Source organism: Nostoc sp. DedQUE08 (assembly GCF_034530895.1).
GTDB lineage: Bacteria > Cyanobacteriota > Cyanobacteriia > Cyanobacteriales > Nostocaceae > Nostoc.
In genome coordinates this window covers 205,134-228,083 of record NZ_JAVRCD010000001.1, presented here as the reverse complement: position 1 = coordinate 228,083, position 22,950 = coordinate 205,134, and the positions used below count along the sequence as shown (strand labels likewise).

The 22,950-nt window shown below is 41.1% G+C and carries 17 protein-coding genes and 1 pseudogene; 6 read left to right on the top strand and 12 right to left on the bottom strand.

Annotated elements, in window-relative coordinates; all coding sequences use genetic code 11:
• Positions 1–47 precede the first annotated feature (47 nt).
• Complete coding sequence (locus tag RMY64_RS00915; protein WP_322699045.1) at positions 48–800, bottom strand: GAF domain-containing protein; 753 nt, start codon at positions 798–800, stop codon at positions 48–50.
• A 248-nt stretch (positions 801–1,048) separates the two neighbouring features.
• Here RMY64_RS00915 and RMY64_RS00910 point away from each other — a divergent pair, with 248 nt between their 5' ends.
• Positions 1,049–1,333 (top strand): hypothetical protein, encoded by a 285-nt coding sequence (locus RMY64_RS00910; protein WP_322682435.1) that lies wholly within the window; start codon positions 1,049–1,051, stop codon positions 1,331–1,333.
• Positions 1,334–1,524: 191 nt separating this feature from the next.
• Positions 1,525–3,723 carry a CHASE2 domain-containing serine/threonine-protein kinase gene (locus tag RMY64_RS00905; protein WP_322699088.1) on the top strand — a complete coding sequence of 733 codons (2,199 nt, stop codon included), beginning with the start codon at positions 1,525–1,527 and terminating at the stop codon, positions 3,721–3,723.
• 403 nt (positions 3,724–4,126) lie between these two features.
• On the opposite strand, the gene RMY64_RS00900 is transcribed toward RMY64_RS00905, so the two are convergent.
• The 3 genes from RMY64_RS00900 to RMY64_RS00890 form a co-directional block, all read right to left on the bottom strand.
• Positions 4,127–5,110, bottom strand: coding sequence for an RNA polymerase sigma factor, RpoD/SigA family (locus tag RMY64_RS00900; protein WP_322699044.1), 984 nt, complete (start codon positions 5,108–5,110; stop codon positions 4,127–4,129).
• A gap of 681 nt (positions 5,111–5,791) precedes the next feature.
• Positions 5,792–7,522 carry an ATP-binding protein gene (locus RMY64_RS00895; RefSeq protein WP_322682475.1) on the bottom strand — a complete coding sequence of 577 codons (1,731 nt, stop codon included), beginning with the start codon at positions 7,520–7,522 and terminating at the stop codon, positions 5,792–5,794.
• 178 nt (positions 7,523–7,700) lie between these two features.
• A complete protein-coding gene (locus RMY64_RS00890; protein WP_322699043.1) occupies positions 7,701–8,495 on the bottom strand; it encodes a glutathione S-transferase family protein in 795 nt (264 codons plus the stop codon).
• Between the two features lie 709 nt (positions 8,496–9,204).
• Between RMY64_RS00890 and RMY64_RS00885 the strand changes: the two genes are divergently transcribed.
• Complete coding sequence (locus RMY64_RS00885; protein ID WP_322669972.1) at positions 9,205–10,053, top strand: fasciclin domain-containing protein; 849 nt, start codon at positions 9,205–9,207, stop codon at positions 10,051–10,053.
• Positions 10,054–10,129: 76 nt separating this feature from the next.
• Here RMY64_RS00885 and RMY64_RS00880 read toward each other — a convergent pair whose 3' ends face one another.
• Both RMY64_RS00880 and hemL read right to left on the bottom strand, forming a co-directional pair.
• Positions 10,130–11,050, bottom strand: coding sequence for a polysaccharide deacetylase family protein (locus tag RMY64_RS00880; RefSeq protein WP_322693092.1), 921 nt, complete (start codon positions 11,048–11,050; stop codon positions 10,130–10,132).
• A 719-nt stretch (positions 11,051–11,769) separates the two neighbouring features.
• Positions 11,770–13,068, bottom strand: coding sequence for a glutamate-1-semialdehyde 2,1-aminomutase (hemL, locus tag RMY64_RS00875; RefSeq protein WP_322669970.1), 1,299 nt, complete (start codon positions 13,066–13,068; stop codon positions 11,770–11,772).
• Between the two features lie 230 nt (positions 13,069–13,298).
• On the opposite strand from hemL, the gene hisIE reads away from it, so the two are divergent.
• A complete protein-coding gene (hisIE, locus tag RMY64_RS00870; protein WP_322669969.1) occupies positions 13,299–13,949 on the top strand; it encodes a bifunctional phosphoribosyl-AMP cyclohydrolase/phosphoribosyl-ATP diphosphatase HisIE in 651 nt (216 codons plus the stop codon).
• A 36-nt stretch (positions 13,950–13,985) separates the two neighbouring features.
• On the opposite strand, the gene RMY64_RS00865 is transcribed toward hisIE, so the two are convergent.
• A complete protein-coding gene (locus RMY64_RS00865; RefSeq protein ID WP_322699042.1) occupies positions 13,986–15,245 on the bottom strand; it encodes an MFS transporter in 1,260 nt (419 codons plus the stop codon).
• Between the two features lie 486 nt (positions 15,246–15,731).
• Between RMY64_RS00865 and RMY64_RS00860 the strand changes: the two are divergent.
• Positions 15,732–15,923: pseudogene (locus RMY64_RS00860) on the top strand (DUF2811 domain-containing protein); the annotation flags it as partial.
• A gap of 655 nt (positions 15,924–16,578) precedes the next feature.
• Here RMY64_RS00860 and RMY64_RS00855 read toward each other — a convergent pair.
• Positions 16,579–17,298 carry a response regulator transcription factor gene (locus RMY64_RS00855; RefSeq protein WP_194040360.1) on the bottom strand — a complete coding sequence of 240 codons (720 nt, stop codon included), beginning with the start codon at positions 17,296–17,298 and terminating at the stop codon, positions 16,579–16,581.
• 650 nt (positions 17,299–17,948) lie between these two features.
• Between RMY64_RS00855 and RMY64_RS00850 the strand changes: the two genes are divergently transcribed.
• Positions 17,949–18,575 carry a CPP1-like family protein gene (locus RMY64_RS00850; protein WP_322682446.1) on the top strand — a complete coding sequence of 209 codons (627 nt, stop codon included), beginning with the start codon at positions 17,949–17,951 and terminating at the stop codon, positions 18,573–18,575.
• A gap of 165 nt (positions 18,576–18,740) precedes the next feature.
• Here the strand turns inward: RMY64_RS00850 and RMY64_RS00845 are convergent, their stop codons facing one another.
• From RMY64_RS00845 to RMY64_RS00830, 4 genes are all read right to left on the bottom strand, one after another.
• On the bottom strand, positions 18,741–19,421 hold the full coding sequence (locus tag RMY64_RS00845; protein WP_322682447.1) for an HAD family hydrolase: 681 nt from the start codon (positions 19,419–19,421) through the stop codon (positions 18,741–18,743).
• Between the two features lie 118 nt (positions 19,422–19,539).
• Positions 19,540–20,646 carry a 4-hydroxyphenylpyruvate dioxygenase gene (gene hppD / locus RMY64_RS00840; protein WP_322669965.1) on the bottom strand — a complete coding sequence of 369 codons (1,107 nt, stop codon included), beginning with the start codon at positions 20,644–20,646 and terminating at the stop codon, positions 19,540–19,542.
• Positions 20,647–20,752: 106 nt separating this feature from the next.
• Positions 20,753–21,457, bottom strand: a complete 705-nt coding sequence (locus RMY64_RS00835) for an SDR family oxidoreductase (RefSeq protein WP_322669964.1) — start codon at positions 21,455–21,457, stop codon at positions 20,753–20,755.
• An 81-nt stretch (positions 21,458–21,538) separates the two neighbouring features.
• Complete coding sequence (locus RMY64_RS00830; protein WP_416212130.1) at positions 21,539–22,813, bottom strand: transposase-like zinc-binding domain-containing protein; 1,275 nt, start codon at positions 22,811–22,813, stop codon at positions 21,539–21,541.
• Between the last annotated feature and the right edge of the window lie 137 nt (positions 22,814–22,950).

Here is a 22,950-nt window from a genome sequence, read left to right as displayed (position 1 = left end):
TAAGTCGGCACAATAAAACCAAACTATGTAAAGAAAAATTAACTAGGCTAAAACTCTTTTCCCTCCTGCTCGATCTCAACGATAAATTTTCCCACCCACCTATTTAACAATGGTAGAATTTTCCTCTCCAATCGAGACACCTGGAATTTCAAAAATCTGACATATTTTTTCTCACTTTCTTGCAGTAATGACGAGCTTCGCTGCTGCTCAATGAACTGACCAATTTGAGTGGCGATCGCACTCATCATTTGGAGTAAATTGGTGTCAGGTTCTAAAATTTGAGCGCTGAAAAATTCGAGCGCAGCTAAGATTTTATTACCCAACCGAATCGGAAATCTGATGGCGGTGGCAAAAAAATTCTCGTCTTGGGCGGGTTCTGAAATCCAAACAGGTTGACCACTTGCCCAAATCCGATCGGGTAAACCTTCACTAAAAGTAATTGTGTGCTGGTTAAATGGTTCTTTCTCCAAATCAGGTGAATACCAAGTACTCATGGGGTGTACAACATTAGCTTCATCGTCTACACTCCAGAAAATACCAGCTTGCCATCCTAAACTTTCGCACAAGGATTGTAGAATAGCTAGAACCCCATTCACAAGCGTAGTTGTCTCAGAAAGGACGTAAGCGATCGCATACTGTGCAGTTAGAAGCTGTTGGCTGCGTTTGCACTCAGTAATATCTCTAATTAAGATTGATACACCACTTTCTGAGGCATAAATGCAATTTTCCAACCAACGATGCCATTTTGGATAGAAATACTCAAAATTTACTGTAAATTTTTCTAGTAAGTAAGTCGGCATAATAAAACCAAATTATGTGAAGAAAAATTAACTAGGCTAAAACTCTCTTCCCTTTTGCCTCCTGCCTCATTTCAACAATAAATTTTTCCACCCACCTACTTAAATATTGGAATATAGCATCTGCTATAACTTTGACTCCATCTATCTACGGCTATAGACCTTGTAAGTTGGTGATTATGTATTACATCAATTATCATGCAAGCTATTTAAGCTAGTAATAGAATTGTTTCAATTCAGGGGATAAGAATATGAAGGTTTGGCTTGCTTGCTTTTTAGTGCTGTTTGCCTTAGCAGAACTGTTTGACTGGTTGCAAGAATTTAATCTGCCATTACCTATCTATATTTTAGGTGGCGCTTTTTTAGCTGTTGCTTCTAACTATGATAAAATTGTCGGCTCTGCCACTGCTGATTCCAGCATTGAAGCATCACTTGAACAACCTCAGTTAGATTCACTAACTCCATCTACTAATCCGATTTCTTTGCCAATTACCAGTCCTGTTGAAGACGTTCAAACATCTCCAACAGATGATTAGAGCTTGTCTAATTCTATGGTTGACGCTGGGCGTAAACTTGCTTTAAAAGTAGGAATACGTCAAAATCTCTAACTAACAAGTAAATTGCTACATTAATAGGAGCTTTAGGTTAATTAGCTTTTAACCTAGATTCCCAAAATTGACTTTTGTACCGACAACATCTACCCAATTCAGGCTACCGCCTCAACGCCGTGATTAGTGGACTATTAGAAAAACTCCGCGTACCTTTTGTCAAAGTTCAGGATTCCCGTGAAACTTCTAAGAGCAAAAGCTGGCTGCCAATTATTTTTGTTACCAGTATAGGAGTCACTGCCTTTATCTGGGGACTTCGGGAACTCAAATGGTTACAGCCTTGGGAGTTAAGAGTTTATGACCAGATGTTGCGATCGCGTCCATCAGAAGCACCCGATCGGCGGATTGTGCTAGTAAAAATTACTGATAAGGATCTCAAACGAGAGAAATGGCCTCTATCTGATCGGACAATCAATCAGCTATTAAAGAAAATAGAGTCTTATCAACCGCGAATTATTGGTTTATATCTTTTCCGACCAGAAGACAATAATTTGACGGCTAATCTTCAAAATCAAGATAACATTGTCACTACCTGTTTGTTCAGCAGTTTAGGTAGAGATGAAATTCCTCCACCGCCGAATGTCCCTATAGATAATGTTGGGTTTAGCGATGTGGTCGCTGACAATGAAAACGACCAAAGTCTCCGCCGCACTTTATTATTTGCTAACTCTACAGACAATAAATGTACAACACAATTTGCATTTGGTGCATTAATTGCAATTAATTATCTAGAAAAGCAAGGTATTGAATACGATTTCACGAAAAAAGGAGATTTTATATTAGGTAAAATCCTGTTCCGGCGTTTACAACCTAATTCTGGTGGCTACCAACATTTGGATGCACAGGGCTATCAAATATTATTAAATTACCGTCACCCCAATAGCCTCGCTGACCAAGTAAGCCTCACAGATGTTCTTAGCGATCGAGTCAACCCCAGTTTATTCAAAGACCGTCTGGTAATTATTGGCACTACAGCGGCTAATATCCCTCCAAGTGGCTTTTATACGCCCTACAGCGCTTTACCAGATCAACCAGCTAGAATGCCTGCTCTGTTTATTCATGCACAGATAGCAAGTCAACTGATCAGTACAGTGTTGGATGGGCGACCCTTGATTTGGTATTGGCCAAACTGGGTGGAACTTATTTGGGTGTGGGGCTGGTCGCTATTAGGTGGTGTTTTAGTATTGCGGTGGCAAAATCCGCTGCTTTTGCTAGTGGCGTTAGGGATAACTCTATTTGGCTTAGTAGTAATCTGCGTTGCTTTGTTTTTACAAGCTGGATGGGTGCCATTAATCCCTCCTGCTCTTGCTTTGGCGATCAGTAGTATCTGTGCGATCGCTTATACTAGCTACCAAAATCAACAGCAAACTCAGGTGATTGTTCTGCAAGTTGAAAAACAACAAGAAGCGATCGCCCAATTAAATGTACTCTTAGAAGATAAAACAGCAATTCCCGACTCGTCTGTTGACTTTCCTCCTCCAGTTGATTCACCAGAAATAAAATCAGGTGATTTGCTTTTGAGTGGACGCTACAAAATCTCTCAAACTCTCGGCGCTGGTGGATTTGGTCGGACTTATTTAGCACAGGATACTCAACGACCAGGTAATCCTACTTGTGTAGTTAAAAAGTTAATGCCAGCCCGTCAAGATACACGATTTTTGCAAGTCGCCCGCAGGTTGTTTCATAGTGAAGCTGAAATTTTAGAAATTTTGGGTAAACACCATCAAATTCCCGAACTACTTGCTTATTTTGAAGATAATCAAGAATTTTATTTAATCCAACAATATATTGAGGGACATACCCTAAGTGAAGAATTACCACCCGTACAAAATGTGCAAAACGAATCATTTGTGATGGAAATGCTCAAACAAGTTTTAGAAGTTCTAGAATTTGTTCATCAACATCAAGTGATTCATCGCGATCTCAAACCGACTAATATTATTAGATGCGCTCAAAATAATCGACTGGTATTGATTGACTTTGGTGCTGTCAAATTGATGCAACCGTCGAGTAGCGAGCAAACAGAATTAGCCACAGTAGCCATTGGGACGCGGGGTTATGCACCTCCAGAACAATTTGCCGGTCATCCCCGCTTATGCAGTGACATCTATGCTTTAGGAATGATTGCTATTCAAGCTATAACTGGAACACTACCCCAAGAACTCCACCCAGATCCAGAAACGGGTAATGCGATCTGGCGGCAAACCGTGCAAGTAAGTGAAGAATTAGCAGCAATTTTAGATAAAATGGTTTGCTATCATTTTAGCGATCGCTATCAATCAGCCACCGCAGTTTTACAAGATTTAAAACGGATGTAGCCCTGACGATTAGAAATTGCGGCTACACATACTTTCGTTTGCCGATACAAAAAATTAATGGTTTGCAACCCGCAGATGGGGTTTTATCTGTAATCTCAAGGGTTTATACTTATATTAATTATTAACGTGAGTTCTATCGACCTCTCCCTCCCTCTCCTACGGTAAAGAGAGGAGCAACGAGAAATTAGGGTTTTGGCTCCCCTCTAGGTGTCTAAGAGGGGTTGGGAAAGAGGTCAAAAAAAGCAAGGGACTTGTCGAACTCACGTTAATTATTAATGCTATTCATTTTAGCGAATACCTGATTAACTGCGTTTCCTGGTTTTCAGCAAAAAAAATCGCCCCCTGAATTCAGGAAGCGCATCACCAAGGTGCTGTAGAGACGCGAAGTTCCGCGTCTCTTATTTTAGCTAGCAACGTATTCTTTGACATTGGCACGACGGCGACGCAGATGAGCCAAAGCTTGATGCTCTAACTGACGAACGCGTTCGCGGCTGAGATTCAATCTCTCACCAACTTTTGCCAATGACATTTCATTACCATCTTCTAAACCAAAGCGCAGTGCTACAACTTCTCGCTGTTGCGGTGTTAGTTCTGCTAACAGATTGTTCAAGTCTTGGCGTAAGAATTCCTGGTTGGTGTAATACTCTGGTGATGGGCCATCATCTTCGAGCATTTCTTGCAACTCAGTATCTTGGTTTTCACCAACTCGCACATCCAAAGACACTGGTTGACGAGCCATATTCAGGTACTCGCGAATCTGAGCAGGTTCTAGTTCCAGTGCTTTGGCAATTTCGGCTGGAGTTGGCGATCGCCCCAAGCTTTGAGCCAACTCGCGCTGCACTTTTTTAATTTTGTTCAGTTTCTCGGTGATATGGATCGGTAAGCGAATAGTCCGACCTTGTTGAGCGATCGCCCGAGTAATTGCTTGGCGAATCCACCAGTAAGCATAAGTCGAGAACTTATAACCCCTCATCGGATCAAATTTCTCCACACCCCGCTCTAACCCTAGTGTTCCTTCCTGGATTAAATCCAGAAACTCCATATTTCGCTTTTGATATTTTTTAGCAATAGCGACAACCAAGCGCAAATTCGCTTCGATCATTTTTTGCTTCGCCCGCTTACCTTGTGCCACTGTCTGCTGCACATCGGTTTCCGATTGTTTAACGTGGTCAGCCCACTCTGAAATATCCGGTTCGCGTTGCAACTTCTTCGCCAAAGCTTCCTTGGCATCGATGAGCGTCATCATTTGTTGCACTTGCTTCCCAAACACAATTTCTTGTTCGCGGGTTAGCAGTGGTACACGACCAATTTCTCGCAGATAGGTTCGCACCATATCAGCCGTGAATTTGGTGTTGAGGTTTTCCGTTTGGGGATTGACAGTAGGCATTGGTGCGATGTCCTCTACTTCGTAAAGATAATGTATGTTTTATTACTAAAATGGATGGGGAGAAGTAGTATATCTATCACGAAATATCGGGAGCTATCAAAAGCAATTAGTTAATTGATACAGCCGTTGTTAAGACGGTAAGCCCCCATTGATAGGTTCCCCTACCTTCCCGAAATTTTCAATTTTTTATAAGCACGCTGGTTATTTTTGAGAATTCTTCTCTTGGACTGTTACTAACACCAATCGGTAAATCCGAAGTCGGTATGAGTTCTACTTAACTTATGATACGATAAATCAGGCAAATAGTAAACTCTCTTAAGATAAAACCTATTATTATAATTTAAAAGCAGCCGTTATATAAAAAATTTTTGAATTTCCTCGAAATTGCTGACTACTTCTATAGTGACGCCAAAAACCCCTCTTCTGTTGCCAAAACTAGCGGGATAACCGAACTTAATTTGCTGTGATAATGGAGGGATGTCACGAATTAGTCATTTGTCATTTGTCATTGGTCATTTGTCACTTGTACTGAACGACTCGTGCCGACTTGTGCCGAGCGAAGTCGAGGTAGTGGAGCCGAGGTAAGTCGTTGGCGTAATCTCTGTCTTTGACACGCTGTTAGCGTTCGTAGAGAAGTATTGGTCATTTACAAAGGACAAATGACAATTGACAAATGACAATCTAAAATCCAAGGTCAGCTTTAGCTAGTTCCGCAGCGGCGAATACTTCTGCGTCAGGTTTTTCTTCCCAGGCTGGCTCACCAATTTCGGCATAAAAAGTTGCGTCATAAGGACGGGTACGGACTACTACGGGCATAGGAACGGCGTGACCCAATATTAAAGCTTGTTGTTTCGAGTCTAGCTTTGCCAATACCGACCGCAGTCCGCTACCACCAGATACACCTGTAAAAATCGCCTCAATGTCTTTTTCATCATTCAGCAAAGCGGTAATGCGAGTCCCTATTTGCGACATCACTTCATTATCAATGCCTGATGGACGTTGATCGACTACCAAAAGTGTGACAAAATACTTCCGCAGCTCGCGGGCGATAGTCCCAAAGATAGTACTTTGAACGATAGCCGGGTCAAGGAAACGGTGCGCCTCTTCAATGGTAATCATCAATGGCGTTGGGCGATCGCTAGGATTTTTGCTTTGCAGGAATTTATCTGCTTTCTTGACGTAATGCTCGTGAATACGTCGGGTGATCATATTCGTCACCAACATATAAGAGAGCATATTAGACTGGGAACCAAATTCTATCACAACATTCTTCCCAGCTTCCAGGCATTGCACAATTTTACTAATGTAATTCTGGGGGCAAACGGCTCGCATATACTTCAAGCTATCCATCCGCAAGAGTTTGCGCTGCAATGCCATAATCGAGCCTTTGTGTCCGCGTTTCTCCTCGCAGAACATCTCGATTTCTTCGTTAGTCATATTCAACAATTGGACAATCCAAGACTTGCCAAATTCGCTATACAAAATATTGGCATTATCCAAGGCTGCGTCAGAGAGTCCTAAATCTCGGCTACATAACTTAATATCTTCAACTTCTATTTGCTCGTAACTCAAATAAAGTTCTTGAGCATCACGCACACCCCGACGCTTTGTCGATTCCGGGTCGAGGGTATAAACTTCTACCTTACTAGGAAAAAGTTGCTTTAAGCCTTTAACAGTATTAACATTTTTACCTTCTGCAACGGCTTCCCAGCCATACTCAGAGTGCATATCAAAAATCAAATTGACTGCCGCATTTTTACGGATAACGCCAGCTAAAAGTAGCCGGGTTAGAAAAGATTTCCCAGTACCGGATTTCCCAAAAACCCCATTACTCCGTTCTACAAAGCGATTCAAATCGATACAAACGGGTACATCCATATCCAAAGGTTTGCCGATGGAAAAGTTGCGCCTTTGGGGGTCATCTTCCCAACCAAATACGCGGCGAAAATCGTCAACACTTGCTTCGTAAACTTGACTAAAGTGACTAGGAATAGTTTTCACCGGCAACAATTCTATTGTCGTGCTGGTTTGTGGCATAAATGAAGCTAAACCCGTCACCGATGGAAGGAAAGGATTTGCCGATTTGCCATTTGTTGGGGAGAAAGATTCTTCAGTTTCGGGAGTGAACATCAACATCGGCGCGAGGTTGATAGTACCATAAGTACCACTTCCGGCTAAAACATCTCGTAAAAAAGTGTCTTCCCAATTGGGGGGATTAGCAATAATTCGGGCATTAGCAGCTCCCAATGCTACATCTGTCAGCATACAAAAAAAACGCGATCGCATCCCTTGCACAACAAGAAATTTACCCACCCGCATATCTTCTACAGAAATGTCAGGATGCAATCGGACTTCTAAACCTTCAGTTAGAGAACCTTGAATGACCGAACCTAATGGCTGTGCCGAATTCATCTGATTAGTCATTTGTCATTTGTCATTTGTCATTGGTCATTGGTCACTTGTACTGAGCGTAGTCGAAGTATTGGTCATTTGTTTTTCTTTTCCATCCCCCATGCCCCATGACGCCAGTTGCTTCAAGTCGGCAAAGCCGCCCAACGCACTGGCTCCTCAATTCCCTATGCCCTATTATCTAATCAATCTGAATCGAGGTTGGCGCACTTCCTGTTGATGGAGTGGTACTAATTAACGGTTTGCGGAATTGGGCGTAAAGGCGATCGCGCCAGGTAAAGAATGGTTGATAATCTATATTCTCGGCAAAGATTGGCAATCCTTTACCTCTAATAGAAGCTGGTAAATCCAGATAGGGCCCAGAGGGGAACTTGAGCAATATCGATAAGCCAGCCACCGCTAAGTCAGCTAAAGTCGGCTCATCTCCTGTTAAATAAGGACTATCTGCCAATAATAACGTTAAGGCTTCCAAGTCTTGTTTTAAAGATGCGATCGCTGACTGTATCACATCTGGGCTGTAACCTACGCCAAAACCCAATACTGTCAGTAAGTCACTAGGTACTCCTTGAACCAGACTTTTAAATATATCTGGTGTTGAGGTGGGTAATAAAGACTTACGGAAATTTTGGTCTTGACTTACGGCTGCAAATAGTGCTTTGCGACCTTTGATGCCTATGGACTCATCCGCCCATTCTTCTATTAATAAAGTTAAACCCCGTTGTTTAGGATCTTGCGGTATTATGGGGCGATCGGGATACTCTAAGTCTAAATACTTAGCTATTTCCGTAGAATCCGCAATGTATTTATGACGATCCTTTAATACAGGCACTTGTCTTTGACCAGTCAGCCGGAACAGTTCCACTTGTCCAATCCCAGGCGTGACCTCTATTTTGCGGTAATCTAGTCCTTTAAAATCTAGAATTAGGCGCACTTTCTCTGAGTATTGAGAGAGTTCCCATTGGTATAATTCCAGCATGTGTTCTATCTCTTGTAACTGGTCAACTTATTAACTTTACAATTGTATCTTTAGTTTAAGTAATTTTTATTGGTATTAGTTGGTTAACTGTCTATTTAATTGACATTAAGGTTTAACCGATGCCTGATTTTTGGCAAAATTATCGATTTGAAAAAATCTTGTTTTCTGATTGATTAAAATATCAAATAACTAAGTAATTTAATTCGGCATGTATTATATAAATAGCCCTAACCCCTCATTCGTGGGTCTTCAACAGTTACTTCAATTTTTGTCAGCGTTAGCCTACCTTAAAATATTTCGGGAATTAATTTCTGTGCTTTTGCTGAATAATCAATGTAATTCAACATTTATGAATCAACTATTAATTTAAGTACAACTTTGTATATAAATTATCTTTCAAGTATAATCTTTCTTTGGAGCTAATTGTAACTTATAGCTTGTAGAGGTGAGATTTTCATACTTTCCGATAATTTATGTTATCCGAGTGGGGTTTTTAAATTTTTGTGTGATGGAGAAAATTTGTTCAATTTCCAAGAAATAATATGATAGATATATTTCATGACGATCGGCGTGAATCGAGGTTAAATATTTAACCTCACCAGCACAAACTATTCTACAGAAAAACCTTACTTCCCTCTTGAGTTAGATTTTGTGCATAGCAAAATGTTATAAATCTTTATGTAATGTGTGGACAAAAAAAACAAAATTTATGAAGACAAATTACAGCAAATTGCTGACCACGTTGGCAGGCATAGCAGGATTTACTAGTTTCAGCGTCCTCATTACTTTACCATCTGATGCGAAAGAGGTATTAAATCCTAACCCCAGTATTTTCAACGAAGCTCCCTATAACCAAGGTCAACGCCTTCAAGCAAACACTCAATACGCGCCTGCTGAAGCCGTTTCTCAAATCGAAAAGGGCAATACCAAACGCAAGCCAGTAGCACAGAGAAGTGGTGGAACGGTAAATCCCAGACCAAGTATTTTCAACGAGCCTCCCTATAACCGTGGTGGTGGTAGTGCTACACCTAGTGAACCTACACCCGTCACCCCAAGTACTACCCCAGAAACTCAACCTACCACACCATCTACTAATACACCTACTACAACTCCACCAAAACCAGGGGCAAGTAGCAATCAAGGCAAAAACTTATTAGCCTTGGCAGAGTCAAACGCTTCCTTTACCACGTTGACCAAGGCTTTGAAAGCAGCAGGATTAACCGCAGCTTTGCAAGGCAAAGATAACTTAACTATTTTTGCACCCACAGATGCAGCTTTTGCTAAGTTACCAGCAGATGCTTTGCAAGAATTATTAAAGCCAGATAACAAAGAAGTATTGCTCAAGATTTTAACTTACCATGTGGTGCCTGGTAAGGTATTGTCTACTGATTTAAAGTCTGGCGAAGTTAAAAGCCTCGAAGGTGGCACAATCAACGTTAAAGTCGATCCTGCTACTGGTGTCACTGTCAATGATGCTAAAGTAACACAGGCAGATATCACAGGTAGTAACGGCGTAATCCACGCGATCGATCAGGTGATTTTACCTCCTGACTTGTAGTTGTAAGGTATCAGCACAACTGGCAACATAACTAGATTGGCATAAAGTATTAATACGTTAAAGTTCCGTTCAGATGTTAGTTTTGGACGGTTTTTTTGTTTGCAGTTAGCTTTTGATCTTTATCTTGCATTTCTAAAAGTTCAGGAATAGTAACAAATTTATAGCCCTGTTTCCGAAAGTTGGCAATAATTTCTGGTAAAGCTTGGACAGTTTTAGAGCGATTACCACCACCATCATGCATTAGCACAATTCCACCTGGCTTGGCCCTCCTAAACACATTATTAATTAATTTTGGTACAGCAGGACGTGAGTAGTCTACAGAATCAGATGACCAGCGAATGATGGCATATTTGCTATTTCTCGCGTAACTAGCCACCCCATTGTGCATGATTCCCCCTGGTGGTCGAAATAAATTTGTTTTAATCCCTGTCACTTGATAAATCAAGTCTGCTGTGTGGTCAATTTCATAGGCAGCTGCTTGTGGATTTAAGAATTGATACCAATGATGCCAAGTGTGATTACCAATTACATGACCCTCAGCAATTTCCCGCTTTACTAAGCCTGGATAATTCTTCACGTTTTGCCCAATCAGAAAAAATGTCCCTTTTATCTGATTTTTTTTGAGAATATCTAGTACTTCCCCGGTACTTTCAGGCCATGGCCCATCATCAAAGGTGAGCGCAATTACTTTCTGGTCGGGAGTCAATTTTGCCGCATCAACTATTGCCCCTTGAAAACGCTGTGGCACAGTATATGAAAAACCTTTTGTTTGTACTTGTTGCTGCCAACTTCTAAGCATCGTTGCTTTGAGTTCTTCAATCTGCTGCTGAATTCCAACTTTGCTTGGTTGATTGTTTACATTTATATTCTCTGTACTTTGAGCATTAGAAGAGCTTGACTTAATAAGCATCATCGTGCTGACACTCACACTCCCACTCAATACAAGCAACGTAACTAATATTTTTTGCAGACCAAAAAATGACTTATTGTCGTCCACTTCATAGCTCCTTCAAGGTCGAACCATTTTTTTTCACAATACTTATGGCAGCTTTTTCTACTCTGTAAGCCTTGCCATACAAGCTACAGTTATGACTGGTATATTTTTTCAAGTTAGCTCTAACACTGACTCTGAAAAAATACCTTACCCGATGGAAAATCTAATATCTATAAGCAAAACCCTCACCATAAAGATGAGAACCTGCTTGCGCATTAATTTTTGTAATCTATGGGGAATAAGGGAATTTCGAGAACTGTAAAAGGCAAGTAAAATAATTTGTAATTAAGTTAAGTTTTGCAACGGAGATTCAGACAAGAGCCACAAAACTTGAGACTTCTTAGTTGCGAGGGACTTAACCCCCTATAATTTATTAATCCTGCCTCATTAACTATGAATCTTAATGTAGGCTAAATATTGCATATTCTATTGACGAAGCTATTGCGAAATGATGACGAAGATGTGACCTTTCTTGAGTAATGACGGTAGAGAGCAAATCTGTTAAAAAATTTCTTCAATCTCCAGCAGCGTCAGAGGATTGAACACTATTAACTGCTGAAAATTCTGCAAATAATGCTTTAAAGTGAGTCCAAAACTTCCGCACACTTGTTTCTGTCTCAAAAAAGGGACTTCCGATAAATCATCCATTTTGTGGGGCTTTTCGGCCCACCCCACAAGAGTTAACAGGATACTTTTATTTGGAAATCCCTTATCTGAAAAGGTTACAGACTAGACATTACATCCCGTGCAACTGCTAAAGTCTGCTCGATGTCTTCTTCAGTGTGAGCAAAAGATGTAAACCCAGCTTCAAATTGAGAGGGTGCTAAGTAAACACCACGCTCTAACATCCCGCGATGGAAGCGTCCGAATTTGGCTGTATCAGACTTTTTCGCATCTTCGTAGTTATGAACTGGGCCAGCAGTAAAGAATAAGCCGAACATGGCGCTGATTTGACCACCGCAAGCTGCATGACCAGTTTCTTTAGCAATTTGCAGCAAACCATCTGCTAGCTTTTTAGTAATTCGCTCAAGAGACTCGTAAGTACCTGGCTTTTGCAGCAATTCTAAAGTCTTAATCCCAGCAGTCATCGCCAAGGGATTACCAGAAAGAGTCCCAGCTTGATATACGGGGCCGGCGGGCGCAACCATTGACATAATATCTCGGCGACCACCATAAGCCCCTACTGGCAAACCACCACCAATCACCTTACCCAAGGTTGTTAAATCGGGAGTAACCCCAAATTTTTCCTGAGCGCCACCGTAAGCAATGCGGAAACCTGTCATCACTTCGTCAAATACCAACAACGCTCCATATTCGTGAGTTAGTTCCCGTAACCCTTCTAAAAAGCCAGCATCAGGTGCGATAAATCCAGCATTGCCGACGACTGGCTCAAGAATGACACCAGCAATCTCGTCGCGGTTTTCTTCAAATAAAGCTTTGACTGCTTCTAGGTCATTGAAAGGTGCAGTTAGAGTACTGCTAGTTGCTGCTTTAGGTACTCCTGGTGAATCTGGCAAGCCAAGTGTGGCAACACCAGAACCCGCTTTCACTAGAAACGTATCAGCGTGTCCGTGGTAGCAACCTTCAAATTTGATGATTTTGTCTCGGTTGGTAAAAGCCCGCATCAGCCGCAAAACTCCCATACAGGCTTCAGTTCCAGAGTTGACAAATCTGACCATTTCGATGCTAGGAACGGCATCGATGACCATTTCTGCCAAAACATTTTCTAGGACTGAGGGTGCGCCGAAACTGGTGCCTTTTTCTAAAGCTTCATGCAATGCTGCAATGACTTCTGGATGAGCATGACCACAAATAGCTGGGCCCCAAGTGCCTACATAGTCTATGTATTTATTGCCATCTACATCCCAAATATACGCGCCTTTGACACGATCGAAAACGATGGGTTGTCCGCCCACAGATTTAAAAGCACGAACTGGAGAACTGACTCCTCCGGGCATGAGATTTTGAGCGGCGGCGAAGACTTCTTGTGATTTTGTTGTTTTAATTGTGGTATTTACCAAAGTTCTCTCCTAACAGTGGGCAATAAAACGCTCTATCTTAGGATAAAGTCAAACACTGCTTAGAATTTCTATCCTATAAAATTAGCGGAACCAAAAAAATAACATTATGTTATGCAAGTCGAGTGAAGACTTGACTTTAGATATTTAATTCAAAAAAAACATATCGGCTGTCCTATTTTGAATGGTATCGTGAATCCATAAATTATTCTCATGAGAGCAAACTAGCTGGTATGTCTTCTTACGATTCGCGATCGCTGCATTACACTATCCCGGTTGAGAAAATTCGCTACGATGAACGGGGTCTAGTGCCTGCAATTGTCCAAGACTATCTAGATGGTACTGTCCTGATGATGGCGTGGATGAATCAGGAGTCATTACAAAAGACTTTAGAAACTGAAGAAACTTGGTTTTGGAGTCGTTCCCGGCAAGAGTTGTGGCACAAGGGGGCGACTTCTGGACATCTTCAAAAAGTACAAAGTATCCGTTATGACTGTGATAGTGATGCCCTGCTTATCGGGGTAGAACAATTAGGAGATGTTGCCTGTCATACTGGAGAGCGCAGTTGTTTTCACCAAATAGAAGGAAAAATTGCTGCACCTCCAGGTGATACATTGTCACAATTGTTTCAAATAATATGCGATCGCCGCGATAATCCTACTGAAAGTTCTTACACTTGTAAACTATTTGCAGGTGGCGATAACAAAATTTTGAAAAAGATTGGTGAGGAAACTGCTGAGGTGGTAATGGCTTTTAAGGATGATGAAGCAGATGCGATCGCAGGTGAAGTGGCTGATTTGCTATATCATACTTTGGTTGCCCTAGCTCACCATCAAGTTGATTTAAAATCGGTATATCGCAAGCTGCAAGAACGTCGTCAATAAGTAAAAAAACAGGTCATCTTACCGTGGGGAGTTATGTTACTCAGCCAAAATTCGATTGAGATACTGTAAAATTGCCGCAGCGATCGCTACACTCAAGATGAAGCCTAGCCAGTAACTATTAGTAATAATTTGTGGTTGGTCTAATGCCCATCCACCCAAAGGATGACCAATAAAAGAGCCAACAGCCCAGCATAAAGCGTTGATAGAAAAATACACGCCGCGTTGATTTTCCGGGGCTAACTCAGTCACTAAAGAGGCAGCAGATGGGGTATAGGAAACAATTGCCACAGCAAATACTCCCAATGCCAATGTTACCCAAAGCAGATGATAAGATGGGGCTATGCCGCTAACCCAAATCAGTCCGAAACCAATTGCCCAGAAAATCGCAGAAACAGTGAGCGCGAGAGTGTGAGAGCAGCGTTTTAAAATACTGGTGACAGGCAACTGACAAATAATTGCGAACACTAGATGCCAAGCAAATAGTCCGCTAATGGTAGTTTCAGCAAATCCCTTGGCGGTACTTTCTACAAAAACAAAGTTTTTGAAGTAAAGCGGTAGGGTGCTGTGGATTTGAGAAATATAGATTGTAAAAAATATATTAACTGCGATGTAGACTAAGAAACGCCAATCTCTTAATACTGCCATCCAAGCAGCAAAAAGTTCTGTCTTTTCAGGTTCCTCTATCTGCTGTTGTTCGGTTTCATTAATCCCTACATAGACAACTCCAAAAAATGCCATAAAAGAGATGGCATCAATCACAAATAGCCAGCGATAACTCCCAATTATCGCAATCAAAAACCCAGCTAGCACAATTCCGATCGCTAACCCCAGATTATCAGCTAGTCTGGCGATCGCAAAAGTTTCCCGGCGATTGTCAATTTGGCTAGCGTCAGCAACCACAGCTTCAGCCGCCGGCCAATAGAAACCTATCCCTAAACCGCTAATCAAGCTACCGATTACCAAAGAAGTGAAATTATCGGTTGCGGCTAAAACTAGAGAAGCAATTGCTGAAATCGCCGTCGCTAGCAACAAAGTGCGGCGGCGTCCCCAATATTCAGAATCAGCCAAAGAACCACCCGCAATCCGCCCTACGATGCCGGAAATCGAGGCGCTACCCAAAGCTACCCCAACACTGGTTGCAGATAAACCAAGTTGATTGACAAAAAAGATGGGGGCGTAAAACAGGGTACAGCCGGTACCAACTTCCGAGAGAAATCTACCAATTGCGAAAATCCAGACCTGGGGATGTATCGAAGGCAACCACGATGATAACTGAGATTGAGAAGCTAATTTCATGAGGTTAAATGTCATAATTTGATGACATTTTTGTAATTCTTATCATTGGTTACTATTTTCCTCACTGATTCCACAGGGTTTCCACAGGGATTTTAGCAGTTTTCCACAGGTGCTATACGAGCTAATAGGCTTCTTGCTGTCTTACTGGGGATTGTTGATTATAAGTAGCAAAGAAGTTTAAGGACTGAGTTTTTGTGAAGTAAAGTAACAAAAAATCGGCTTAAATCCCTATTCTGTCGTTCGCATTTATTTTTTATACCATCATTTTTAACATTTCGCAGCATTGACAAACCCACCCCCTCTTGGCGCACAATGATGCGGCTTGCTTTTATAATTCCGTTCAACCGCTGGCATCAAATGTGTAAAATATATTACTACTAGATGTAAGCGCAGATTGTCGGGATAGCGAAAGAGCGTGTAAAGCCCTAAACTGCTTTACCGCAAGCAACTTGTCCCTCTTGATTATCCTCATAGGAGGAAAATCTCATGAAATCAACGGTTAGTATCTTTACAGAAATTCCTGAAACACTCCACGAATCCTTAAAAAACTACTTAGAAACTCATCCTGATTGGGATGAAAACAGAGTACTGACGGCGGCACTATCATTGTTTTTACTCCAAAATGGAGATAGCGATCGCCGTGCTGCTCGAGTCTATCTGGAAACTTTGTTCCATCACTCCACAGTAGAAATGCCCTGTACCGACTCACCAGCAACAGCTAATTTACTAGACACCCCATAGCTACTGGTATAAAGGGCGTTATTCCCCTATTTATTAATGGGGCACGGCATACCGTGCCCCATTAACGGGATTTTCAACTGATAGCGATCGGCAATATTACAATAAAAAAGATCGGTAGATTCCGATCCATAAAAAAGTTCTAATAGTTTCTTTTATTGCCAAAAGTAGTTGCTAAGAGAGCGGAATTTACCTTTGTTCTCAGTCTCCAATTGGAAATATCTATTTTGAGGCTGCCGCTTCCCTGACTTACGGCAGCATTTCCAGACAGAGGCTATAAACGGGCTTTTAAAGGGACTTTAGCTTCATTTGACTACCAATGCACAGCTATGTACCCTATGAACTCCAATCTCAGCACCGTTATATCTACCAAAACGGTTACATACCAAGAAATATTTTCCAGTGGACTTTCTCCCCTGTTTACTATCTTAAATAGATAGATAAATAAATATCTCAAATCACTGTTTGGCGTGTATTTGAGGAATATCTACTTATTTTGATTATCTAAATTTGTCTGTTACTAAAACTAAGAAAATTCACCAACCACTACCCCAAGAGTCAACAGTCAAGAGTTAAAAAACTCTAGACTATAAACTCAGGACTTGCCTTCCAACTGCTGGGGGTGAGCAGCAGATTCAAACTTATAGCCTACGCCACGTACAGTTTGAATTAATGCTGGCTGACTAGCATCAATTTCAATCTTCTTGCGAATTTGGCCGATATGAACATCTACAACCCGCTGGTCGCCGACATATTCATAATCCCACACCTCTTGGATTAGCTCTGCACGCCGCCAAACTCGGCCTGGATGACTAGCTAAAAAATGCAACAAGTCAAATTCCAGAGCAGTTAAGGGTACTGGTTGGTTATTAAGTGCTACCTCCCGTCGCACTGGATCGATCATAAGTTTTTCAAATACCAAGCGTTTCTGCTCGGCCGTAGTTATCACTCGCTGACGCCTCAAAATAGCTCCAACTCTGACTTCTAGCTCTCCTAGTCCAAAAGGCTTGGTGAGATAGTCGTCAGCACCTTTAGCAAAGCCGCGAATTTTATCAGCTTCGTCAGCACGGCTAGTCAACATCAAAACAAAAACACCATTACGACTTTGCATCTCTTGGCAGAGGTTAAACCCTGTGACATCTGGTAGATTCACATCTAGAATCACCAAATCAGGGTTAAATTGCTCAAATAGATTTAAGGCTGTCTTTCCGTCTTCGGCAGCCTCCACCTGATAGTTCTGTTTAATCAAAAAGCGTTGGATTAAATTCCGAACCGCAGGGTCGTCGTCAACTACAAGAATCTTGGCGGGAGCCATGACCATTACTTTGCACAAAAATTCGTAAGATTAACAAGAGAGTTGCGTAAAAACGCAGTTGCCACTTTAGGACTAACTAAGAATCTACATGGCTACGGTATAACAATCCCGATTATTCTAAAATAAATACTCTAATCAGGATTGTGGGCAATGAGAAGGCGAAACTTCTGTTAGCCAACAGTATATAAGCGCTCTGACTTGAACTGCAACCGTTCTTGATAGCAAGACACCTTCTCGATCCCAGTTAGCTGGTAACTTAAAACGTTTCAATTTTAAATCGATATGTGGATATATACCACAAGCGATTATTCAGTATAATTAAAAAAAAACTCTTTTAGGGCACAGTAAGTTGCCAAATTTGAAACATTAAAGTTGATTTTTTCATAAAAACCATGACTTTTAGGTACTCTCCGTTCAAATTCTAGATTAGAGCCAGAATTAGACAACGACATGAGGGTATACACGGAGTTATAGCGATATGTTAAAGTGACTATAGTTGAAATTACAAAGTCGATCAAACTAACCCGTGCTACTATCCTGGTAGGGCATATAAATAGGTCGAGACTTTAGTTTCGATCGAAATAAAACCTAAAATTGTTTTTTATTCGATAAAAGACTGCCGCTGATTGAGGCTGAAGTAACAAACTCCCATGAGCGATCAAAATCCCTACGAAAAACTTGGGGTATCAGAAGAGGCTAGCTTCGATGAAATTCAGGATGCTCGTAATCGCCTATTCGATCAACATAATGGCGACGCCAAGCATTTAGAAGTTATTGAGGCGGCTTACGATGCGATTTTAATGGATCGCTTACGGATGCGCCAGGAAGGTAAAATCAAAGTCCCTGAGCGGATACGGTTTCCAGAGTTGCGAGTGCCATCGCCTCCTAAAGAAAGTCCAACCCCTCGCGAGCAGTCACCCGCATGGCTGCAACGGATGCTGGATCAGCCAACACCTGCGGATATACTCTTACCAGGAGCTTGGTTTCTCGGTTTGAGTTCTATTAGCTTGTTCTATCCAGAGGGAGGCGATCAAGTTTTGCAGTTAGCATTGGTGGTTGGCGTAGGCACTAGTATTTACTTTCTTAATCGCAAGGAAGGCAAATTTGGCCGAGCAGTTTTGTTCACCCTGGTCAGTTTAATAATTGGCCTAATCGTTGGGGGACTAATTGCTAGCTGGCTTTTACCACAAATATCATTTATCAGTCTGGAAACGAATCAGTTCTCTACTGTAGTGACGTTTATATTGTTGTGGTTAGTTAGTAGTTTTCTACGTTAAACCACTGCCGTAAGCAGGTTTTGATAAAGAAGACATGGTTTATGTGTGTTCTTCTAAGATAAAAAGTTAGGAGTCAGAATACCTATTCTGACTCCTATTTTAATTTGCAACTCGAATGCTGATTAATTGAATATGTTGCAGGTACAGAGCCTTTTAGACAAGGTGTTAAGCTTTTAAAACTAAATCTACAGCAGCGCTAAAATCCTGAACAATTAAGTCGGGGTGGTAAAGTTCTAATTGGGTGCGATCGCGAATCCCGGATTCCACAGCCATTACCTTAATACTATAATTTTTCGCAGCGGTGATGTCGGCTTCCGTATCGCCTACCATCCAGGTATCAGCTGCGGGGGGCAGTTCTTCTAAAGCCCTAGCCATCAACAAGGGCTTATCTTCAATATCGCGAGTTTTAACGTAGTCGTTAGTCAAGCAAAAACAACGATTTTCTGGGAAAAATCTCCCTAAATCGTGTTTTTGGAAGGCATAATCTAGTTCCCGAAACCGGCGCATAGTCATAACTGCTAAATCAATTCCAGCTTGTTGAATTTTTAGCAGTGCATCCACAGCACCAGGCGCGAGGGTGTCATAGTCAAAGTAGGGTTCTGTATGCACAGTTTGTCGTCGCAGCTGGGCAAATTCTTGGGCTTGGGCTTCGTCTAACCCGGAATTTAAGGCGATTTGTTTTTCGGGAACACGCGATCGCTTTAACTGCCAAAATTCCGCTTTCGGAAGTTCTTGCACTACTTGATCTGGGCGACGGGTTTTATCTAAGCAGAATTGATAAACACGGTAGTACCGTTCGGAAACATCAATAATTGGGCCGTCGAAGTCAGTAATAAGTCTTAGCATCGGCGGTAAAAGTTAATTTTTATTAAGTTTATCTCAGATGTATGGCTATTTTTTGAGGGTATCAAGTCTAGCTAAAGGTTTTTTGTAAACTATTTTTAAGAAAGTATCGACAATTACCTCATTGCAGCGTACCGCGTTTAATTTGTTCGCTTTCAATGGCTTCAAATAAGGCGCGAAAATTACCTTCGCCAAAACCTTGAGCTTGGTAACGACGTTCAATAAACTCAAAGAAAAATGTCGGCTGTTCAAAAATGGGCTGGGTGAAAATTTGTAGTAATAAGGGTGCAGTATTTCCTCCGTCTAAAGGAGTATATTCTTGCCAGTCCACGAGAATTTCCTGTTGAGCGATCGCTTCTAATTCTAGAGGTGATAGCGTGAGTCCTGGTCGCTGTTTGAGTTGTGAGTAGTAGGTTTGGGGAACCGAGAGTAAGGATAAACCACTGGCACGAAATTTCGCGATCGCACTCACAAGATTAGTCGTCCGCAAGGCAATATGTTGAATTCCTGGCCCCCGATTGACATCTAGAAATTCCTGAATTTGAGAATTCTTGGAAGCCGGTTCATTAATTGGCAATTGAACGCTACCGTTACGCGAAACCATCACCTGGCTGTGTAAAGCAGAGTGATTGGTTTTAATTTTAAATGTTTGCTGGGGTTGAAAATCTAAGATATTTTCGTACCAAGCGACGGCACGATCTAATTCACCAACAGCCACGTTTAGCACTATGTGATCTATGGCAGTAATAGTGTTGTCATTTGTGATTTGTCCTACCCTGCGGGAAGCCGCAGAAGCGTCTATGTCATTAGTCATTTGTCCTTTCTCAAAAACCAATGACCTTTCTATCAACGTATGAGTCAATCCACCCCAGGCGGCAATTTTGCCACATTTGATGAACGCCGTACCTACCTGGCGTTCCTGGATGGGTTGTAGGATTGTAGCACCGTGCATTTGAGCTAGTGCGATCGCGCCTTCGACATCTTCGACAGCAAAAGCGACATCTGCCACACCAGGTGGATAGTGACGCAGAAATTCAGCTACTGGACTTGTGGGTAACAGTGGTGAAGACAGAAAAAAGCAAACAGTACCACTTTTTACCACTTCTGTACAAGTGTGAAATGAACTGCTGCGATCGTTGGTCACTGCTTGAAAACCAAGATGGCGTACAAACCAATTTCGCCAAACTTTGGCGTCTTCTACATAGAAATGAACGCGATCAATTTTCATAAATATTGAAAATCAAGCATAACAGTTTATATATCTGTAAATTTTGCCTTTTTTGCTAGATTTTCACTTCTTTCCTAAGCAAGAATTATGTAAGCATACTCCCCCTTTAAAAGAATAAATGACTATCAGGTTGAATGTTAATTTCCATTGGCACAGCCTGCGGTTCGGCAGAAAGAGCAAAGAAAATCGCATTGGCAGCAGTTTCAGGACTAAGCATTTTTTTTCGGTCTACTTTTAGGTTGACGTTATCCCAAAAAGGAGAATCTACCCCACCAAAGTAGAATAGCGTGAACTTGATACCAAAACGCTTGAGTTCTTCTGCCATGCACTTGCTAAAACCGACAACACCAAACTTAGAAGCCGAATAAGCCGCTGCCATCCCCATCGAATGTTTGCCCAGAATTCCTACGATATTACAGATGTGACCAGACTTGCGCTTTTGCATCTCTTCAGCAGCCGCCTGAGTGGTGTAAAAGCTACCTTTTAAGTTGACATCTAACATCTTGTCTAAATCAGTGGGTTCTAGGCTGTTGTAGGGTTTGAGTATACCAGCGCCAGCTGCATTCACTAAAATATCAATTTGACCAAACTCAGCGATGGTCTTTTCTATCAAAGTATCTACCTGCTGTTGGTCAGTAATATCGGTGGGAACAGTCAAAACTTGTCCTGGTAAATCAGCAGCCAATGTGGTTAAACGAACTGTATCTCTGGCAGCCAGTACCAACCGGACTCCGGTAGGCGCAAGTTTTTGTGTTAAAGCTGAACCAATACCACCAGTAGCTCCGACAATAACAACAACTTTATTCTGCATCGTATTATTTACATTTCTTTACATCTTTGTACATAATACTGAATTATAGGCTCAGGTTATACGTAGACATCTAAAAAGTATCTATTCGGAGAATAGCGGCATTATCTCATATTCCTTGCCATTCATTTTTAATGTAAACGTGGGAGATGATTGTAGATATTTGGTAAAATTGGAACCTAACTTTAATTTTTTAATAATTGAATTAGGAGATTCTCCGGTTATTCTCCGTAACTCTGAGCCTAGTTTGGACACAGACACTTGAGTTTGGGGAGACTTTGTTTGTATATCTTGAATAATTTTTAATAATAATTTATCTAATGTTTTTTCATTAGGGATTTTCGCAGTATCTTCTTGAATTAATTGTGCAGATAAATTATTTATAATAGGGGTAATTTCTTCAATTTCTGGTTGCTTATGATGAGATTTATTATTGATATTGGATCTTTCTTGAAACAAACTTGCAATCGTTGTTAACCTGTGTAATCGAGTATTGATTGAATCTTGTTCATTTTTAATTAAATCTTGAATTTGCTCAACCACTTTTTCTAAAGATGGAACTTCTGTTGCCATTGCTAAAGAATAATGAGTGAATTTGCCAGTATTCCGGTTTTCTATATGCAAAGTTTGCCCTTGTCTACGTACCCAATAGACAATTAATCCTTGGTTTTGGAGTTCATTACAGAGGTGACTTAAAATCCCATCGCTAGAACAGACTAATATTTCTTTAACGGTTGGATAAGAACGTACAATACAAGCACCGAAAGCAATCATTTTTGCATCAGCACTATCCTTACCTTCTGGCACATGGACAAGTTGATAGCCACGGTTATATAGTTCAATATCTTGCTTTCCAATACTTGGATTTTTCCAGTTAGCAAATGCCATTTTAAATTGGAGAGGATACTTACAGACACTAGCTAAAAATAATTCTGAATTAATATCTAATTTTAAGTTTTCTGCATCCAAAAGTAGAAGTGATATTCCTGTATCTAATTGATATTTTATTTCAGCTTTTGGTTGAATTTTTTGGATAAATTGGCTCAAAGCAGCAGATTCTAACCAACTAGGCGATAATATTGTTTGCAGCAGTTGTTCAGCTAATGTCAAACTAAAAGAGCTAAGGCTTTTTTCTGCGATTTCTTCTTCGGGCAGGTTTTTTAATAAAGAAAGTTCTGTCGTTTCAGCCGTAGATACTTTAGTATATCCGTTGCTGTTAGCAAGCAAGTCAGTTTCTAAGGAACGAGAGAATGCAGATTCTAGGAATTGTTTACCACAATTTTTGCAGAGGTAATTCTGCTTGTCATTCCGACGACCATTTTTACGATATGAAGTAGATTCGCACCGAGGACATTTCATTTTATGATTTAGGTGGTTTAGAGAAGATACTTTCCTCTAAATATAGAGTATAAAAACAGACTGTCAATATCAGTCTGCATTGCCTAAGACAAGAAAAACTCAAAGCAAGCAGAAATTAAATTCAATCTTAATTTCCA

Bases quoted from the DNA above. Each gene is read 5' to 3' on its own strand.
- RMY64_RS00915 (WP_322699045.1), bottom strand. From the start codon at position 800: ATGCCGACTTACTTACTAGAAAAATTTACAGTAAATTTTGAGTATTTC.
- RMY64_RS00910 (WP_322682435.1), top strand. From the start codon at position 1,049: ATGAAGGTTTGGCTTGCTTGCTTTTTAGTGCTGTTTGCCTTAGCAGAA.
- RMY64_RS00900 (WP_322699044.1), bottom strand. From the start codon at position 5,110: ATGCCTACTGTCAATCCCCAAACGGAAAACCTCAACACCAAATTCACG.
- RMY64_RS00895 (WP_322682475.1), bottom strand. From the start codon at position 7,522: ATGAATTCGGCACAGCCATTAGGTTCGGTCATTCAAGGTTCTCTAACT.
- RMY64_RS00890 (WP_322699043.1), bottom strand. From the start codon at position 8,495: ATGCTGGAATTATACCAATGGGAACTCTCTCAATACTCAGAGAAAGTG.
- RMY64_RS00885 (WP_322669972.1), top strand. From the start codon at position 9,205: ATGAAGACAAATTACAGCAAATTGCTGACCACGTTGGCAGGCATAGCA.
- hisIE (WP_322669969.1), top strand. From the start codon at position 13,299: ATGTCTTCTTACGATTCGCGATCGCTGCATTACACTATCCCGGTTGAG.
- RMY64_RS00865 (WP_322699042.1), bottom strand. From the start codon at position 15,245: ATGAAATTAGCTTCTCAATCTCAGTTATCATCGTGGTTGCCTTCGATA.
- RMY64_RS00855 (WP_194040360.1), bottom strand. From the start codon at position 17,298: ATGGCTCCCGCCAAGATTCTTGTAGTTGACGACGACCCTGCGGTTCGG.
- RMY64_RS00850 (WP_322682446.1), top strand. From the start codon at position 17,949: ATGAGCGATCAAAATCCCTACGAAAAACTTGGGGTATCAGAAGAGGCT.
- RMY64_RS00845 (WP_322682447.1), bottom strand. From the start codon at position 19,421: ATGCTAAGACTTATTACTGACTTCGACGGCCCAATTATTGATGTTTCC.
- hppD (WP_322669965.1), bottom strand. From the start codon at position 20,646: ATGAAAATTGATCGCGTTCATTTCTATGTAGAAGACGCCAAAGTTTGG.
- RMY64_RS00835 (WP_322669964.1), bottom strand. From the start codon at position 21,457: ATGCAGAATAAAGTTGTTGTTATTGTCGGAGCTACTGGTGGTATTGGT.
- RMY64_RS00830 (WP_416212130.1), bottom strand. From the start codon at position 22,813: ATGAAATGTCCTCGGTGCGAATCTACTTCATATCGTAAAAATGGTCGT.